Genomic DNA, 17,408 nt, shown 5'->3' on the forward strand with positions numbered 1-17,408 from the left:
TACTTTGATAAAATACATTACTTTACGATTTCTTAGCTGTTCTCGATACAAATTTGTTCCACAAATTCACTCGAACTAATGTTTAGAATTGGCAGATTGTGACATTATTTCAATCTTTTAATATTTCAATTCAAAAAAAGACACAGAAGTTTGTATTTTGCAATACAGAAAAATACAATAGATGCAGCCGATTCACATTTTACTACTGATTGCCGGATATTTTGGCGTTTTAATTTTAATCTCTTACTTCACTGGAAAAGACGATAGTAACGAAACATTTTTTAAAGCATCTCGAAAATCGCCTTGGTATGTCGTAGCTTTTGGAATGATTGGCGCTTCCCTTTCGGGCGTTACGTTTATTTCAGTTCCTGGTTGGGTTCAAGCTTCCAAGTTTAGCTATATGCAAGTTGTATTTGGTTATTTGGTCGGTTATTTTATTATTGCATACGTGTTGATGCCGATTTATTATCGCTTGAACGTGACGTCTATTTATCAGTATTTGGAAGATCGTTTTGGAATGGTGAGTTATAAAACTGGTGCATTTTTCTTTCTGATTTCCAGAATTCTCGGTGCTTCGTTCCGATTGTATTTAGTTGCCATTGTATTACAACGCTATGTGTTTGATGCTTACGGAATTGATTTTGCAGTTACAGTAACCTTATCCATTGTGTTGATTTGGTTGTATACGTTTCGTGGCGGAATTAAAACGATTGTTTGGACAGATACGTTGCAAACACTGTTTATGCTGATTGCCGTTGGAGTTGCTATTTATTTGATTTTAGGTGATTTGAATTTGAGCTTTGGCGAATTTTTCAATTCAGATGCTTTAAAAGAATACAGTCAAATTTGGTTTACCGAAGATGCCATGGCGAAGAATTATTTTATAAAGTCTTTCCTTGGCGGATTGTTTATTGCAGTTTGTATGACAGGACTTGACCAAGATATGATGCAAAAGAATTTAACCTGTAAAAGTTTGGGCGATGCTCAGAAAAACATGGTGAGTTTTAGTGTGGTATTGATCGTGGTGAACTTTGTTTTTTTACTATTAGGAGCATTAGTATACATGTATGCTGCAAAACATAATATAGGAGTTCCTTTAATGGATGGCAATGCCAAAACAGATTTGTTATTTCCTGAAATTGCGCTTAAAGGCGGATTGGGACTTTCCTTAGCAATTGTCTTTTTATTAGGATTAATTGCTGCTGCATATTCTAGTGCAGATTCTGCATTGACTTCGTTGACTACTTCATTTTCTGTCGATTTTCTAGATATTGAAAAAGAAGCTGGAAAAGAAAATAAATTATCTCGTAACATCGTTCAAGTTGCAAAACCAATTGCAGTTTCGGCTGCTAGCTTTTTTAGTTTTAAAAAGAAAACTGAAGAAGAACCAAAACAAAAACCTGTAAACGAGCAAAAACTAATACGTCAGGTAGTACATATTTTGATGTCTGTCGTATTAATTATTGTGGTGATTATTTTTAATAGTCTGAGTGATAAAAGTGTTATCGACAATTTATTGACCATTGCTGGTTATACATATGGCCCACTTTTAGGTTTATTTGCTTTTGGAATTTTCACTAAATATAAAGTGATTGATAAGTATGTATGGTTAGTTACACTACTTTCAATCACATTAACATACGTATTGGCCAATTTCGGTTCATACTATACATATTTTACCGAAGATGTGGCTAGTCTAGCGGAAGCTACAAAACTGTCCAAAGAAACATTTTATCAATTTGGATATGAATTATTGCCGATAAATGGTTTGCTTACTTTTATAGGTCTAGTAATTATTAGACGCCAACATCACTAAAGTACAAGCGACTTCGCATTTGATATCTTTTTCATGTAATGCAGTACAAAAATCTGAATTTTCTGTACCTGGATTAAAAATTACACGTTTGGGTTGTAACGAAAAGATATACTCATAATAATCTGGTTGCACAGCAGGATTCAAATACAGTGTAACTGTATGAATATCTTCGTATTGTACTAATTCTGTATCAATGGTAACGCCGTTAATTTCTCCTTCTTTAAGTCCAAAGGCAACGACTTCATGGTTATAGGCAACCAATTTATGTACGGCTTTATTAGAAAAGCGATGCGACTTCATAGAAGCGCCTAACACTAATGTTTTCAATAGGTAACGATATTTAGGTTTACGATTTAGGTATTTCTCACTGGTAATGAGGCTACAAATTTAGTAATTTTTGAGGTGCTACAGCTTTATTTGTTAAAATATGTTAAAAGTTGTCAAAAGGCGTAACATAATAGTAATTACTTCGTCAAGTATGCATGATTCTAGAAATCTAGAACATCATCAAAAAAATTAAAAAACGAACTAATTAGAATGAAAAAACTATTCTCACTATGCATGCTAATGCTATGCGTTACCTTGCATGCTCAAAACCCAGCCCCCAAAATCGGAACTGTTAAAGGAAAAGTCATAGATGCAACTTCTAAAGAAGCGATTCCTTATGCAACGATTGTCATTAAATCAAAAGCAGATAGTAAAGTTATTACTGGAGCTATTTCTGATGACAACGGAAATTTTAAAATTGAAAAAATCCCTGCGGGAGCAATTATTGTGGATATTCAATTTATCGGTTACGAAACTATTTCAAAAGAAGCTACAATTTCAGCAGACAATAAGGTTATAGATGTTGGTACGGTTTCCATTGCAGAAAGTGCAACGGCGCTAAATGAAGTTGAAGTGGTTGCCGAACGAACTACAATTGAACAGAAAGTTGATAGAAAAGTAATTACGGTTGGAAAAGATTTGGTTACTAGTGGGCCAACTGCTTCTGACATTATGAACAATTTACCTTCTGTAAATGTAGATCAGCAAACTGGAGCTATTAGTTTACGTGGAAACCAAAACGTACGTGTTATGGTTGACGGAAAACTTTCAAACATTCCTACAGCACAGTTATTAAAGCAATTACCTTCCAATTCGATCAAAAAAATTGAATTGATCACAAATCCTTCTGCAAAGTACAATCCTGAAGGAATGAGTGGAATTATCAATATCGTTTTACGTAAAAATGTAAATATTGGATTCAACGGAAATGTAAATATTGGTTTGACACGTGAGCGTGAAGCGAAGTTTAATAGTTCGCTTGATATGAACTATCGTAATGGAAAATTTAATGTTTTCGGAAACTATTCTAATAATATTTCTAAAAATGCAAACGCAGGAAACATTTTCCGTCCAGATGAAAATTCAGAACAAATATTTAGCTTTTTAGACAATCAAAAAACACACTTATTTAAAGTTGGAGTTGATATTTATTTAAACGAGAAAAACACCGTTTCTTTCTTTACAAATCAAAATATTACAGATAGTAAGAATGATGGTATTACAGATGTATTTTTCTATGATGATTCGCAGTTTGATACTTTTCAAGATTTTATAGCGAAAAACGAAAACCTTGCTTCTCAATATAACTTTAACTATAAGTATGATATTAATGACGAAGGACATAATATTGAATTGGAAGTAGATTATAATGTTTTTGATGCAACTGATAATTTTGACTTTGTATTCTCAGGATTCAACACATTCCCTAATTATACTGATGACACAGAAACTGACAGAGATCGTACTACGATTAACTTAGATTATGTGCGTCCAATGAAAAATAAAGCAAAGTTAGAACTTGGTGCAGAAGCGCGTTTATTTAACTCTGGGATCGATTACCAATCTACAGGATTTACATTTAATGAATTAGGAAACTTACGTAGAACTCCTAGTACTGATTTCAATTATAGTAGAGATATTTATTCAGTATATGGAACTTATGGAAAGCAGTTTGACAAATGGTCGTACCAAATTGGTGTACGTGCAGAAAGTGTACAAGTAGACGCAAATGCTTTGTCAAGAGAGATTGTTTCAACTGATGTTACAGATATTGTTTTTGAAAACGATTATATTCAGGTGTATCCGTCTGCGTTTTTCACGTATACTCCATCTGAAAAAAATTCATACCAAGTTAGTTACAGTCGTCGTGTAGATCGTCCTGGAATTGGACAAGTAAATCCTATTAGAGAATGGAGTACGCCTTTAATCTCTTCTTTTGGAAATATCAATTTAGAGCCACAATTTACTAACTCTATGGAAGTAAACTACACACGTAAGTTAGGAAACAAAGGAACTATTACTGGTGGTGTTTTTTACAGACTTATTGAAGATGAAATTAACAGAGCTGTTTTTGTAGATCCAACAGATATCAACAGATTGATCTTAACACATGATAACTTCGATAATACATCTGCTTACGGAGTAGAAGTTTCAAGTAACTTTAGACCAACTAGCTGGTGGAGTTTTAACACAAGTTTTGATTTCTTTTCACAAACACAAAAAGGAATTACAGAATCATTAAATGCACCAACAGATGTTGCAACAGTTGATAATATTGTTCGTGAAACGGTAGAAGTTGACAATGCAGCTTGGAACTTTAGAATGTTTAACAACTTTAGAGTGACTAAAAAATTAAACTTATCTGCTTTTGGTTTCTACAGAGGAAGTGTACAAGGATTACAATTTGAAATGCAACCAATGTATTTTGTAAATGTTGGAGCACGTTACTCATTTGCTCAAGGAAACGGAACATTAAGTGTGAATTATAATGATATTTTCAACACTATGGAATTTGGTTTTAATGGTCAAAGACCTTTCCGTCAAGAAGGAGCTTTTAGATGGGAAAGTAATACTGTAAATGTTAGTATTTCATACCGTTTTGGAGGTAGAAAGTATAGAGCAAAATCTCGTAAGAGACGTGATAATGACGAAAAGTCTGGAAGCGGCGGATTCCTATAAGATTACATTAATTTACAATATATAAAAAGTTAATAGCTTCAATTATTATTGATGGTTAGTGTTAATTGAATGTTATTAATAAATGAAAACCTTAGTTGTGCACAACTAAGGTTTTCTGTTTTTTATGGAGTATCTAATATACTCTTAATCCGTAAAGTAGCGCATTTTGACAAAAAAACTGTTAAAATTACCCTTAGCAGTAATACAACCTGAAAAAAAACAACCTACTTTTGTACTATTATTAAAGTATACTGTATTGTTATTAAGTTGATTATTCGAATTTAGCACTCTAAAAACATCCATTATTGCAGAACGTATACTAGATTTTTATCTAAGAAAAAATCCCAAGCGCGCTAGCACTTGGGATTTTATTTTTTTATAATTTCTCGAGATCTTATATTACCATTTTATAATGACACTTCCCCAAGTGAATCCACTTCCGAAAGCTGCCAATACTACGGTATCTCCTTCTTTAATTTTTCCTTCTTCCCATGCTTCTGTCAATGCAATTGGAATAGATGCTGCCGTGGTATTTCCGTAGCGCATGATGTTATTATATACTTGATCGTCTCCTAAACCAAATTTTTTCTGAATGAATTGTGCGATTCGCAAGTTTGCTTGATGCGGAATCAACATGTCAATATCTTCTTTGTTCAATCCGTTTTGCGATAAACCTTCCATGATTACTTCGCTAAAACGAACCACTGCATTTTTGAATACAAATTGTCCATTCATATGTGGAAAATACGAGATATCTTCTACTCCTTTATCATGATCATTCAAAATATCATTTACCCAACGTGTTCCCATACCTGGCGCTGTTAATGCTAATTCTTCTGCATGTTCTCCTTGCGAATGTAAATGTGTTGATAAAATTCCACGACTATCGTCTTCACTACGCGTCAAAATAGCGGCTCCTGCTCCATCACCAAAAATCACAGAAACTCCTCTTCCACGTGTGGTCATATCCAAACCATGAGAGTGTAATTCTGAACCAATCACCAGAATATTTTTATACATTCCAGTTTTAATAAATTGGTCTGCTACAGAAATTGCATATACAAATCCTGAGCATTGATTACGTACATCAAGTGCTCCAACAGTTTTAATATCTAACTCTTTTTGTACCATGACACCTGGTCCTGGGAAATAATAATCTGGACTTAAGGTTGCAAAAATGATAAAATCGATATCATCTTTGTCAATTCCTGCACGTTCAATAGCAACTTTAGCTGCTTTAATTCCCATACCAGAAGTTGTATCTTCTGTACCTTTTACGGCAAATCTTCTTTCTTTAATTCCTGTACGTTCCTGTATCCATGCATCATTAGTATCCATTACTTTGGATAAATCTTCGTTGGTAACCACATTATCTGGAACATAATGTCCTAATCCTATAATTCTAGATGTATACATAAATTATCGACTTTTTATTTTTTAGTGTGAAAACGTCTCATAAAATTACGAATTCTCAAAAATTCAAGCTACAAAATTAAGCATTAATAATTACATCTCAACTTTTAATTGGAGCTAGTTCAACAAAAAAGCACATCTATGAAACATAAATGTGCTTTAAAACAACCTAACCAATAAATAAACAATTGATTAAGGAATTATTCTTTTTTCTATAACAATCTCTATCCTTAATCACTAGAGAGTAAATCGAGAAGATTTATGAATCCTTACAATAAAACATACTTTTTTTTACATATCTCGCTTTTTTTTAGATAGCTATATGCCTCATCAACTATAAACACAGGAAAAGACTATGAAAAAAACTTTTTTATTACTTCCATTTTTTAGATTAAACGCTCAAGAAAATATTGAATATCAAGAACTGCCACAGGAAATATTAAAACTCGCAAATGCAGAACCTGTAAGAACGCAACTCGTCTGCATCTCAACTCCAATTGATGTGACACGCTCGGTATAATAGAATAATCTTTATAAAAAATAAAACTCCGTCGAAAAAGCGAAGTTTTATTTTTTGTCCAATTTGACAGAAATTATGTCATCTTGTCATTTGTGTGAAGTTGGTATTTTTTTTGAAAAGAACCTTATCAAAGAATACTAATTTTAATCATAAACTAAAAAGATAACAAATGGCAACAGGAAATATTAATGTATCTGTAGAAAATATTTTTCCTCTAATTAAGAAGTTCTTATACAGCGATCACGAAATCTTTTTACGAGAACTTATTTCTAATGCAACCGATGCGACACTTAAGCTAAAGCACTTAACAAACATTGGAGAAGTAAGTGTAGAGTATGGAAATCCAATCATTGAAGTTAAAGTAGATAAAGAAGGAAAAAAACTGCACATTATCGATCAAGGAATCGGAATGTCTGCAGAGGAAATTCAAAAATATATCAATGAAGTCGCTTTTTCAGGAGCAGAAGAGTTCTTAGAAAAATATAAAGATTCTGCAAAAGATTCAGGAATTATTGGACACTTTGGACTTGGTTTTTATTCTGCATTTATGGTTGCAGAAAAAGTTGAAATCATTTCTAAAAGTCACGGTGACGCAAAAGCGGCACATTGGACATGTGATGGTTCTCCAGAATATACAATGGAAGAACATGACAAAACGGAAAGAGGAACAGAAATTATTTTACACATCGCTGAAGATTCAACAGAATTCTTAGAAGATTCAAGAATCAGCGAATTGTTAGTGAAATACAATAAGTTCATGCCAATTCCAATCAAATTTGGAACAAAAGAAGAAACATTACCACTTCCAGAAGATGCAGAAGAAGGTGCAGAAGCTGAGAAAATTACGGTTGACAATATCATCAACAATCCTAATCCAGCATGGACAAAACAACCATCGGAATTGGAAGAAGGCGATTATAAAAGTTTTTACCACGAATTGTATCCAGCTCAATTTGAAGAGCCGTTATTCAACATTCACTTAAATGTAGATTATCCATTCAACTTAACAGGAATTTTATATTTCCCGAAGCTTGGAAACGATATGAACATGCAAAAGGATCGCATCCAATTATATCAAAACCAAGTTTTTGTAACGGATAATGTAGAAGGAATTGTACCGGAATTCTTAACCATGTTAAAAGGTGTGATTGATTCTCCAGACATTCCATTAAACGTATCTCGTTCGTACTTACAAGCCGATGGAAATGTAAAGAAAATCTCTTCATACATTACGCGTAAAGTTGCCGATAAATTAAACTCATTGTTTAAAAACAGCAGAGAAGACTTTGAAGCAAAGTGGGATGATATTAAGATTGTAATTGAATACGGAATGCTTTCAGAAGAAAAATTCTTTGATAAAGCTGACAAGTTTGCATTGTATCCAACAGTTGATGGAACGTATTATACATACGAAGAATTATACGAAAAAATTAAAGATACACAAACAGATAAAGATGATAAAACCATCATCTTATACGCATCTAACAAAGATCAACAACACAGTTACATCCAAGCTGCAAAAGACAAAGGATACGAAGTATTGTTATTAGATTCTCCTATTGTTTCACACTTAATTCAAAAGTTAGAAACCTCAAAAGAGAAGATTTCTTTTGCACGTGTCGATGCAGATCATGTTGACAACTTAATTAAGAAAGACGAAGAGCAAATCTCAAAACTTTCTGATGAAGAAAAAGAGTCTTTAAAAACGACGTTAACTGAAGTTGTTCCTTCTGATAAATATACTGTACAGTTAGAAGCTATGGATTCTAATGCGTCACCATTTATGATTACACAACCAGAGTTTATGCGTCGTATGAAAGAAATGCAACAAACTGGTGGTGGCATGTTTGGACATTTCCCAGAAATGTACAATTTAGTGGTTAACACAAATCACGAATTGGTGGGACAAATTCTAAACACAAAAACTAGAAAGAAACAAGAACGCTTAATCAAACAATCGTTGGATTTAGCACGTTTGTCACAAAACTTACTAACGGGAGAAGAATTGACACAGTTCATCAAGCGTAGTTATGAAATGATTAAATAAATCATATTAAATCAGTATCTTAAAAGCCTCTTCAATTGAAGAGGCTTTTTTTGTAACCATTTCCAAGTTCAGTCGTCATATTTATATTCAATCAAAAAAAACACTTAAATAAAGTACACATGAAAAAAACATTTATCCTCAAAGCATTCTTTTTGGTTCTTTTTATGGCGATTCCGTCCATAGATTATGCACAAAATATAACTACTGAAATTGATCAATTAATGAACGATCAATACAAAGCAGATGGTTTTGGAGCAACAATTTTAGTCGCAAAAGAAGGCAAAGTTGTCTTTAAAAAAGCATACGGAAAAGCCAATATGGAACTCGATATTGATATGATTCCTGAAAATGTCTTTGAAATTGGCTCTATCACGAAGCAATTTACCGCAGTGGGAATTTTAATGTTATTGGAAGAAGGAAAGCTTTCGCTCGATGATGAAATCACGAAATACATTCCAGATTATCCAACACAAGGCACCAAGATTACAATTCATCATTTATTGACACATACGTCAGGAATTAAGAGTTATACTTCCATTCCATCTTTAAGAGATTTTGCTAGAAAGGATCTTTCTGTGACAGAACTTATTGACGCGTTTAAAGACGAGCCAATGGATTTTAAACCAAATGAGCAGTTTCGTTATAACAATTCTGGATATGTTCTTTTGGGATATATTATAGAAAAAATCACAGGCGAATCGTATGCAACATTTGTACAAGAACGAATTTTTGACAAATTGAACATGAAGAGTTCGTATTACGGAAGCAAATCTCAGCTTATAAAAAATCGTGCCTACGGATATCAAGATCGTAACGAAAAATATGTAAATGCCGATTATATTAGCATGACCATTCCGTATGCAGCTGGTTCCTTAATGTCCACAGTAGATGATTTATTTACATGGAATACAGCGATTCGCAATCACAAATTAATTTCTAAAGAAAGTACGGAAAAAGCTTTTACAAACTATAAAATCGATAATGGAAATAACATCAATTACGGCTATGGATGGTTTACAAACAGAATCAAAGATGTGCCTGTAATTGAGCATGGTGGCGGAATTTTTGGGTATACTTCACAAGGAATTTATGTGCCAAGCGACAATGTGTATGTTATTCTTTTAACGAATTGCGATTGTGTTTCGCCAACAGATATTGCATATAAAATAGCCGCGATTACTATTGGAAACTCATATCCGAAAGCAGCAGACGCGATTAAAATTAGTAAAGCAGATTTAGCACAATTTGTGGGCGCGTACAAATTTGAAGACGGCGCTGTTCGATTCGTCACTCAAGAAGGAAATCAATTGTACAGTCAACGTGGTGACAGTAATTCGAAGTTTAAAATTTATCCAATTTCTAAAAATCGTTTTTTCTTTGATGATAGTTTTGCTGAATTAATTTTCCCTGATGGCACAAAAAAGCAAGTCATTTTTAGAGATAATACATCAGAAGCAAAAGGTGTTTGGAGCAATGAAAAGAAACCCGAAGCCAAAAAAGAAGTTCAACTTTCTGCAGAAGTTCTTAAAAAATATATTGGAACATACGAATTAGCACCTAATTTTACTATTGAAATTACAGTGGAAGGAGACAAAATTTTTGGACAACCAACGAATCAATCGAAAGTAGAATTATTTGCAGAATCTGAAGACAAATTCTTTTTAAAAGTAGTAGTTGCCACAGTTACTTTTCAAATTGATGAAACTACAAAATTGCCTATTAGCTTAACCTTAGATCAAGGTGGCAATCAAACCGTAGGAAAAAAGATTAAGTAAAGTATTATATATAAAAATGTGAAAACACGAATTTGGCAATTGCTGAATTCGTGTTTTTATTTTGAGAAAAAGGAGATTCTAAGTTTTAATTTGTCAAAGCATCCGAAGTGACTATTTTTGTACAATCAGCACTCCACGGACATTTGGTACATTTTTTTCCATCTTTATGAGGCACACAACCATCACTTGTAGCACAACTCTTTGAAGTACACGAAATTCCTGCATACTTTAAATCTATACCATTTTCAACTTTCAATAATGTCGTTGTTATTTCGTCTCCGTGGTACGACGATAAATAATACGCATCGTCTATTTTTTTTAACTTGACAGAATCAATCGTTATTTGTATGTTTTTTGCAATAGAAACATTCGTTTTCACCAATTTTACAATCGCATCTTGTTCAGATTTACTTAATGTCATTTCTTCAATGGTGAGATCGTCAGAAGAACAAGCAGTCATGAATATGGTGAGTACGCATAACAAAGAAAGTATGATTTGATTTTTTTTCATGATTTAATTAGTTGATTTTCCATCAAAAATATAGGATACATACAACTAATCCTTACGGAAAACCTTAAATAGTGAGATTTTTGTAAGATTTACTTTATTTTTAAAGAAGGGTAATGTTTTAATTTTAGAATTATTAGCCACGAATTTATGTAGTGAATTTTATGAAAAAGTAAAGGTCATGAAGACAACAACACCGTGACAATTGTTGCTTAAGAATACGCTTTGTTTTCTATGATTAGTTTCTACGACGTCTAGGTGCCGAAGTATACTCTGTATTTTTTATTCTAGTATTTGTGATGTTGTCTACTCTAATAGTAACTGAGTCTTTCTCCACACGAATACTAGTCGCAACAGGTTGTGTATTTCCTTGCAATTCTGACTGTCTTGTTGGTGACTCATCACCAGTGATATCATCTGAAGTACAAGCTGTTACGAATATAACAAGCAAAAATATTGAGGGCAATAAATACTTTTTTACTTTCATAATTGTTATTTAGAAGTATTAAATATAAGACATATTTTGTTAAAATTTATACACTACATAAAATAAAGCAATTATAATGATTGTCAATCTCTATTTTTGCAAAAACTTTTCTTTGAAACTTATCGAAACACATATTGTTCCAAAAGTCAATGCTACTGTACGTATACAGGAATATGATGTATCAAATTTCACATGCATTCTCACAAAAAGTGCCCTTAAAAAAAGTATCAAAAAAAAATTGGTGACCATTAATGAAAAAACGGCAACTACGGCAATGTATGTTTCCGAAAATGACATTATTAAAATTTATGCAGAAGAAACGAGTGTCAAGAAAATATTCAAGCTGTCAATTGCTGTAATTTTTGAAGATGACGATATTGCAATCATCAATAAACCAGCAGGATTTCCCACCAATGGAAACTATTTTAAAACGATTGAAAATGCATTGCCACACAATCTTAAAGCAACAATAGCTATAGATGCACTCAACACTCCTAAACCTGTGCACCGATTGGACAATCCAACAAGTGGAATTCTAATCATAGCGAAAACAAAAAGTGCGCAAAGAGATTTATATCAGCAATTTGAACAACAAGAAATTACTAAAATATATCAAGCAATTGTAATTGGAAACACCAATGAAACAGGCAAAATTACTTCAGCTGTAGCTGACAAAGAAGCATTGACTACTTACGAAACAATACACACAGTAGCTTCCTTGCAAAATGGACATTTGTCACAGGTGCAATTATTTCCAAAAACAGGACGAACGCACCAATTGCGAATTCATTTAGCAAGTATTGGTCATCCTATTGTGGGCGATCAATTGTATGGAAAAAAGGAAGAGAATTATAAAAAAGGACTGTTTTTATGTGCAACTTCTATCGAATTTACACATCCTAAAACAAAAGAAAAATTAACGTTCTCCATCCATCCGCCAAATAAATATGCTGCGCTTTTAGCACGAGAAGAAAAGCGTTTTTTGAAATTTAGGGATTAGTTTGTTAGATTTTTAGACTTGTTAGACTTGTTAGACTTGCTTAGACTTGCTTAGACTTTTTGGATAAGAAAAGCGAACCGAAGTTCGCTTCTGTGTACATTTTTAAGAAGGTTATGATGAAATATATTGTGTCATGGCATTCATCGCTTTGTCAGCCATTTTTGCTTTATTCACAGTGACTTCAGCAGTTATTGAATGAATATCTGATCCTCCTAAGATTTGTGAAGCATTTTTAATTTCGAATGTTGTTAACTTTTGAATCATCGTTTTGGTTTTTAGTGAGTTAATTTTCAATAAGATACAAAATTTCATAAAACCCATAAAAAAAGCGAACCCAAAAGTTCGCCTTTAATATTTTAGTACATATTTTACTAGAGTATCTACAAAATAATATACTCAGTGGCTCCTGCGCCACCTGTTATTGATGTTACATTTGCAATTTCGAATGTTTTTAATTTTTCAATCATATATTTTCAGTTTTGTATTTTTTGTTTTAATGATTGCACATAGTTTACAACAAACTATTGAGTTCCCTTACTAACTGTTGAAGTACAATTTGTATGACAACCTGTCAATTCGTTATTACTTTGTGTTCCTCTTGCTCTACCTTTTATGGCATTAGCATCAAACTGAGAAATGGTCTCTTTTGCCAAATTCAAATTGGCTAATCTTTTTGATTTCATTGTGTAAATTTTAATTGTTAAAGATTAAATTTATGGAAACTAATACGTAACCAATTACGGTAATACCATATTTACTTCACATGAAATCTAGTAATTTCTGGTTTTAAATAAAACAATAGCTCAGACCTAGTATTTATTATCGTACAGGAAAATCAAAGTACTGATCTCTATAAGGTTCGCCACGAAGTGTAAAATGCCACCATTCTTGCGGATAGTTTCGAAAACCATTTTGCAACATTGCTTCTTGTAGTAGTTTTCGATTGTGTAATTGTTCTTTTGTTAAATCTTGATACGCCACCCAGGATATTTTTCCAAAGAAATCATAGGAACTTCCCATGTCTAATTCCTTTTTGGTGTCCAAATTAATCAGCGTAATATCAACGGTACTTCCGCTACTGTGACGTGATTTGGTTGCAATATATTCAAGTCGAAATAAATCTTTTTTAGCGACAGTTGGATAGTATTCTTGCTTCATCAAAGTATCACTTAAATTTCTTGCCCAACGGCGAAAATGATCTACTGCGCGTTGTGGTCTGTAGGCATCAAATACTTTGATTCCCAAGTTTTTTTCTTTCAGGACTGCTTGTACTTTTTGTAATGCCAATGTTGCTGGCAATGATAAAATACATTTTTCTGCTTCGTAGCCATCAATATGTGTTCCGATGAAATTATCAGAGCAAAAATAACGCAACTCTAAAGAAATATCTGGAATATAATCAGTCACGTACACAAATCCTTTTGGAAGTTGCGATGATGATTGCAAGGTAAAAGCACTTACAAGAATTAATAGTATATTTATTGACTTAAGCATGATAATATTTCAACTGAATACAAACATACAGATTAAAAGTACATGAATAACCTTAATAACCAAAGTACGAACAGTTTTCAAAAAAATATGATCACAATAATTGTGGCTGGCATCGTACTTGTGGCTGCAGTTTATTTCGGAAAAAAATATACTACCTCAAAAAAAGTAGCTGAGAATACTGAATATTATAATCAGTTTTCTGATGAAGCTTATATTGAATTTGCTAAAAAACTAGAACAATCAATTCACACTAAAAAACCAGATTTTTTTGATGAAAGTGTAAATCTCGCTTCATTTTTTAGCTTTTCACAGAAAGAATTGGAAGGAAGTCTCAATAAAAGAAGAATCTTAAACGCCGCAAAACCAATTTTAAAATTTGGGAAAAATATTAGTTCCTCAATACTTTTTGAAAAGGATTTTAAGTTTGTTCGTTTTTATAAAGAAAATGGTGTCCCGCATATAATTTTTAGAATATACAGTCCGCAATTTATCAATTTTGTAGATTTTACTGTTGGTATAAAAAAAGATACCTTGGTTTTAAATGATGCGTATAACTTCATTTCTGGAATCAACTTTTCTGATATTATCTCTGATATTTATTACAAATCGATCAATAGCAACAGTGCTTCCCTTTCAAACGTAAAAACATACAGAAAAATTCAATCTGGTATAGAGGTTGGCACGTATGAAGAAGCATATAACTTACTTACTTCAATTCCTGAAAAGAATAGAGATGCACTTCACTATCAATTTTTATTAATTGCAGCTTCCAATCTTGATGATGATAAATTTCTAGAAGTCATTGCACAATTGAAAGCACAAAAACCAGATGACAAACGCTTACACGCTTATTTAGATTTTAGAAAAAATGTGATTACTGGTGATATCGATCAACTAAATACAGCTATTGATGCATTAAAAGAGTATGTCGGAGAAGATCCTGTTTTTGACCTGTTTAGAGGTTTGATGTATTATTATCAAGGTGATTCTGAAACTTCATCATCATTTTTTAATCACCTGATTGCCAATGTTCCTGATTTTTATGATGCATATTTATACAAACTCTGCAATTACATCCTTGATGATAAAACGACAGAAGCATTGGAAATTGTTGTGCAAATAAAAGATCGCTTTTCAATAGATGAAAAAGCCTTTACCGAAGAACTTTTTGAATTTAAAGCTTTCACCAGCTCAGAAGCTTTTAAAAATATTTTCAAAAGTGCAGAATAACCAACATACACAAGGGTTTCCATTACATTTACCAGACGCGGACATTAGGTATTATCCAAATTTTATCAATAGTAAAGACGCCACAAGTATTTTTGAAACACTATTACAAGAAACGCCTTGGCAACAAGATGATATTAAAGTTTTTGGGAAAGTGTACGCACAACCAAGGCTGACAGCTCTTTATGGAACAAATCTGAACACATACAGTTATTCTAATATTGAAATGACGCCGCATCCATTAACAACTACACTAGCAGATTTAAAACAAAAAGTAGATCAAACCTGTGAGGCAAATTTTACCACAATGCTCCTCAATTATTATAGAGATGGAAAAGATAGTAATGGTTGGCACGCAGATAACGAAAAAGAATTAGGCACTAATCCAGTCATTGCTTCTTTAAGTTTTGGGCAAGCACGTTTTTTTCATCTAAAACATCGTACCGATAAAACGCTAAAGCATAAACTTTTATTAGAACACGGAAGTTTATTATTGATGAAAGGTGAAACGCAGCATAAGTGGTTGCATCAAATTCCGAAAACGACCAAACAAATTCAAGGTCGCATCAATATTACATTTCGCATTATAACATAAAAAAGCATCCCGAAGGATGCTTTTTTCTTTAACTAACCAACCAAAAATGTAACAAGCTCTTTTTAGAAAGTAACCAGCTTTGCTAAATGTCATTGCCTTGTTACACTTGTATATAAACAAACGGCGTGCCAAACTTTATTTTTCCTTTCAAAACGCATGAAGTAATTGATTCTAAATTGTACAAAAAAATGATACCTCCAAAAATATTTTGCCTAACCTCTTGGAAATTATCAATTTATTTTTATATATTTATGATATCATTTTAATATCAATCTAAAACATCTAAACATGAAAGAAGAGAAAATTATTGTGCCTGCTAATGGGTATTTAATGTTATTTATATTTTTTATCCTATTTTTTGGAAGCATTGCTACCATGATTGCCTTAGAAAATCCACTATTTATTCCAGGTATTGTGATAGCCATTGTGCTAGCATTTGGGTTTTTAATGGTAAATCCAAACAACTCACGTGTACTCTTATTATTTGGTAAGTATGTAGGAACCGTAAAACAGAATGGTTTTTATTGGGTAAATCCTTTTTTCACAAAAAAGAAAATTTCTTTACGTGCAAGTAACTTTGATAGTGAACGTTTAAAAGTAAATGACAAGCTCGGAAATCCAATTATGATTAGTACCATTTTGGTTTGGAAAGTACACAATACCTACAAAGCTGCCTTTGATGTAGATAATTATGAGCATTTTGTACGTGTACAAACAGATGCAGCAGTTCGTAAATTGGCAAGTATGTATCCGTACGATAATTTTGCTGATGAAGGACATGATGAAGACATTACTTTACGTTCTAGTGTGAATGAAGTGAGTGAAGCTTTAGAGAAAGAATTGGAAGAGCGTTTGTCAATTGCTGGAATTGAAGTATTGGAAGCGCGCATTGGATATTTAGCCTACGCACAAGAAATTGCAAGTGCTATGCTAAAGAGACAACAAGCTACTGCTATTATTGCTGCAAGACATAAAATTGTGGAAGGTGCTGTAAGTATGGTAGAAATGGCAATTAACGAACTTAACAAAAAAGAATTGCTCATACTTGATGAAGAGAAAAAAGCTGCTATGGTAAGTAACTTATTAGTGATTTTATGTGGAGATAAGGAAGCTTCTCCTGTAGTAAACACGGGAACTTTACATCAATAATAATGAACAATAAACAAATCACAGCTATTGCGCTTGGCACAGCTTTAGGAACAAGCATAGGAACCAGTATTGGTGCCGTTATGAGCGATGTAGCTATGGGCACATTGATCGGTTCCATTATAGGAACTAGTATTGGTGTCATATTAAGTTTTATTGTTTTTGACGAGGATAAAGAAGAAAAGTAAAAACCATTAATTTTGTAAGTGATGAAAGAATATAAAGTTGTAAAACCAAGTTTAGGTTGGAGAGACAGAAGCGAAAAATTAGAAGAAATTCTAAATAATCATGCAAAACAAGGTTGGGTTTTACATACTGTCTCCAAACATGAAGGCTATGTACAAGTCATCTTTGAACGTAATAAAAACAGATAA

The 17,408-nt window shown here is 32.7% G+C and carries 18 protein-coding genes; 11 read left to right on the forward strand and 7 right to left on the reverse strand.

Translation table 11 applies throughout. From position 1 onward, the window contains the following. Positions 1-181: 181 nt before the first annotated feature. Complete coding sequence (locus Q0845_RS25075; protein WP_298519895.1) at positions 182-1,816, forward strand: sodium:solute symporter; 1,635 nt, start codon at positions 182-184, stop codon at positions 1,814-1,816. On the opposite strand, the gene Q0845_RS25080 is transcribed toward Q0845_RS25075, so the two are convergent. Then, positions 1,787-2,143, reverse strand: a complete 357-nt coding sequence (locus Q0845_RS25080; protein ID WP_298519898.1) for a CoA-binding protein — start codon at positions 2,141-2,143, stop codon at positions 1,787-1,789. The genes Q0845_RS25075 and Q0845_RS25080 overlap by 30 nt on opposite strands. Before the next feature lie 210 nt (positions 2,144-2,353). Between Q0845_RS25080 and Q0845_RS25085 the strand changes: the two genes are divergently transcribed. Continuing rightward, the gene (locus tag Q0845_RS25085; RefSeq protein ID WP_298519901.1) at positions 2,354-4,822 is read left to right on the forward strand and encodes a TonB-dependent receptor; all 2,469 of its coding nucleotides are present in this window, start codon (positions 2,354-2,356) and stop codon (positions 4,820-4,822) included. Positions 4,823-5,221: 399 nt separating this feature from the next. On the opposite strand, the gene Q0845_RS25090 is transcribed toward Q0845_RS25085, so the two are convergent. Then, positions 5,222-6,238 carry a 3-oxoacyl-ACP synthase III family protein gene (locus Q0845_RS25090; protein WP_298519903.1) on the reverse strand — a complete coding sequence of 339 codons (1,017 nt, stop codon included), beginning with the start codon at positions 6,236-6,238 and terminating at the stop codon, positions 5,222-5,224. Positions 6,239-6,590: 352 nt separating this feature from the next. Between Q0845_RS25090 and Q0845_RS25095 the strand changes: the two genes are divergently transcribed. The 3 genes from Q0845_RS25095 to Q0845_RS25105 all read left to right on the forward strand — a co-directional run bounded on the left by Q0845_RS25095 (position 6,591) and on the right by Q0845_RS25105 (position 10,577). Next, entirely contained in the window at positions 6,591-6,755 is a 165-nt protein-coding gene (locus tag Q0845_RS25095) for a hypothetical protein (RefSeq protein ID WP_298519906.1), read from the forward strand. A 169-nt stretch (positions 6,756-6,924) separates the two neighbouring features. Continuing rightward, positions 6,925-8,802, forward strand: coding sequence for a molecular chaperone HtpG (htpG, locus tag Q0845_RS25100; RefSeq protein ID WP_298519909.1), 1,878 nt, complete (start codon positions 6,925-6,927; stop codon positions 8,800-8,802). A gap of 119 nt (positions 8,803-8,921) precedes the next feature. Continuing rightward, positions 8,922-10,577, forward strand: coding sequence for a serine hydrolase (locus Q0845_RS25105; protein ID WP_298519912.1), 1,656 nt, complete (start codon positions 8,922-8,924; stop codon positions 10,575-10,577). Positions 10,578-10,662: 85 nt separating this feature from the next. On the opposite strand, the gene Q0845_RS25110 is transcribed toward Q0845_RS25105, so the two are convergent. Beyond that, a complete protein-coding gene (locus Q0845_RS25110; RefSeq protein ID WP_298519915.1) occupies positions 10,663-11,088 on the reverse strand; it encodes a hypothetical protein in 426 nt (141 codons plus the stop codon). Between the two features lie 235 nt (positions 11,089-11,323). Then, the gene (locus Q0845_RS25115) at positions 11,324-11,572 is read right to left on the reverse strand and encodes a hypothetical protein (protein ID WP_298519918.1); all 249 of its coding nucleotides are present in this window, start codon (positions 11,570-11,572) and stop codon (positions 11,324-11,326) included. Between the two features lie 112 nt (positions 11,573-11,684). Between Q0845_RS25115 and Q0845_RS25120 the strand changes: the two genes are divergently transcribed. Next, positions 11,685-12,572, forward strand: a complete 888-nt coding sequence (locus Q0845_RS25120; protein ID WP_298519921.1) for an RluA family pseudouridine synthase — start codon at positions 11,685-11,687, stop codon at positions 12,570-12,572. A 111-nt stretch (positions 12,573-12,683) separates the two neighbouring features. Here Q0845_RS25120 and Q0845_RS25125 read toward each other — a convergent pair whose 3' ends face one another. The 3 genes from Q0845_RS25125 to Q0845_RS25135 all read right to left on the reverse strand — a co-directional run bounded on the left by Q0845_RS25125 (position 12,684) and on the right by Q0845_RS25135 (position 14,066). After that, a complete protein-coding gene (locus tag Q0845_RS25125) occupies positions 12,684-12,836 on the reverse strand; it encodes a hypothetical protein (protein ID WP_298519924.1) in 153 nt (50 codons plus the stop codon). 257 nt (positions 12,837-13,093) lie between these two features. Further along, positions 13,094-13,255 carry a hypothetical protein gene (locus Q0845_RS25130; RefSeq protein ID WP_298519927.1) on the reverse strand — a complete coding sequence of 54 codons (162 nt, stop codon included), beginning with the start codon at positions 13,253-13,255 and terminating at the stop codon, positions 13,094-13,096. Positions 13,256-13,391: 136 nt separating this feature from the next. Next, positions 13,392-14,066 carry a M15 family metallopeptidase gene (locus Q0845_RS25135; RefSeq protein ID WP_298519930.1) on the reverse strand — a complete coding sequence of 225 codons (675 nt, stop codon included), beginning with the start codon at positions 14,064-14,066 and terminating at the stop codon, positions 13,392-13,394. An 87-nt stretch (positions 14,067-14,153) separates the two neighbouring features. On the opposite strand from Q0845_RS25135, the gene Q0845_RS25140 reads away from it, so the two are divergent. From Q0845_RS25140 to Q0845_RS25160, 5 genes are all read left to right on the forward strand, one after another. Continuing rightward, positions 14,154-15,296, forward strand: a complete 1,143-nt coding sequence (locus Q0845_RS25140; RefSeq protein WP_298519934.1) for a hypothetical protein — start codon at positions 14,154-14,156, stop codon at positions 15,294-15,296. Next, positions 15,286-15,888 carry an alpha-ketoglutarate-dependent dioxygenase AlkB gene (locus Q0845_RS25145; protein WP_298519937.1) on the forward strand — a complete coding sequence of 201 codons (603 nt, stop codon included), beginning with the start codon at positions 15,286-15,288 and terminating at the stop codon, positions 15,886-15,888. Before Q0845_RS25140 ends, Q0845_RS25145 begins: the two co-directional genes overlap by 11 nt. 288 nt (positions 15,889-16,176) lie before the next feature. Continuing rightward, on the forward strand, positions 16,177-17,037 hold the full coding sequence (locus Q0845_RS25150) for an SPFH domain-containing protein (protein ID WP_298519939.1): 861 nt from the start codon (positions 16,177-16,179) through the stop codon (positions 17,035-17,037). Between the two features lie 2 nt (positions 17,038-17,039). Continuing rightward, a complete protein-coding gene (locus tag Q0845_RS25155) occupies positions 17,040-17,222 on the forward strand; it encodes a hypothetical protein (RefSeq protein ID WP_298519942.1) in 183 nt (60 codons plus the stop codon). Positions 17,223-17,243: 21 nt separating this feature from the next. After that, complete coding sequence (locus tag Q0845_RS25160; protein ID WP_298519945.1) at positions 17,244-17,408, forward strand: DUF4177 domain-containing protein; 165 nt, start codon at positions 17,244-17,246, stop codon at positions 17,406-17,408.

The sequence above is a fragment of the uncultured Kordia sp. genome, from assembly GCF_947489565.1.
Taxonomy (GTDB): domain Bacteria; phylum Bacteroidota; class Bacteroidia; order Flavobacteriales; family Flavobacteriaceae; genus Kordia.

Excerpts from the sequence above, each read along its gene's own strand:
- Q0845_RS25105 (WP_298519912.1), top strand. The coding sequence starts at position 8,922 with ATGAAAAAAACATTTATCCTCAAAGCATTCTTTTTGGTTCTTTTTATG.
- Q0845_RS25075 (WP_298519895.1), top strand. The coding sequence starts at position 182 with ATGCAGCCGATTCACATTTTACTACTGATTGCCGGATATTTTGGCGTT.
- Q0845_RS25160 (WP_298519945.1), top strand. The coding sequence starts at position 17,244 with ATGAAAGAATATAAAGTTGTAAAACCAAGTTTAGGTTGGAGAGACAGA.
- htpG (WP_298519909.1), top strand. The coding sequence starts at position 6,925 with ATGGCAACAGGAAATATTAATGTATCTGTAGAAAATATTTTTCCTCTA.
- Q0845_RS25125 (WP_298519924.1), bottom strand. The coding sequence starts at position 12,836 with ATGATTCAAAAGTTAACAACATTCGAAATTAAAAATGCTTCACAAATC.
- Q0845_RS25150 (WP_298519939.1), top strand. The coding sequence starts at position 16,177 with ATGAAAGAAGAGAAAATTATTGTGCCTGCTAATGGGTATTTAATGTTA.
- Q0845_RS25135 (WP_298519930.1), bottom strand. The coding sequence starts at position 14,066 with ATGCTTAAGTCAATAAATATACTATTAATTCTTGTAAGTGCTTTTACC.
- Q0845_RS25110 (WP_298519915.1), bottom strand. The coding sequence starts at position 11,088 with ATGAAAAAAAATCAAATCATACTTTCTTTGTTATGCGTACTCACCATA.
- Q0845_RS25130 (WP_298519927.1), bottom strand. The coding sequence starts at position 13,255 with ATGAAATCAAAAAGATTAGCCAATTTGAATTTGGCAAAAGAGACCATT.
- Q0845_RS25090 (WP_298519903.1), bottom strand. The coding sequence starts at position 6,238 with ATGTATACATCTAGAATTATAGGATTAGGACATTATGTTCCAGATAAT.
- Q0845_RS25140 (WP_298519934.1), top strand. The coding sequence starts at position 14,154 with ATGATCACAATAATTGTGGCTGGCATCGTACTTGTGGCTGCAGTTTAT.
- Q0845_RS25095 (WP_298519906.1), top strand. The coding sequence starts at position 6,591 with ATGAAAAAAACTTTTTTATTACTTCCATTTTTTAGATTAAACGCTCAA.
- Q0845_RS25085 (WP_298519901.1), top strand. The coding sequence starts at position 2,354 with ATGAAAAAACTATTCTCACTATGCATGCTAATGCTATGCGTTACCTTG.
- Q0845_RS25155 (WP_298519942.1), top strand. The coding sequence starts at position 17,040 with ATGAACAATAAACAAATCACAGCTATTGCGCTTGGCACAGCTTTAGGA.
- Q0845_RS25115 (WP_298519918.1), bottom strand. The coding sequence starts at position 11,572 with ATGAAAGTAAAAAAGTATTTATTGCCCTCAATATTTTTGCTTGTTATA.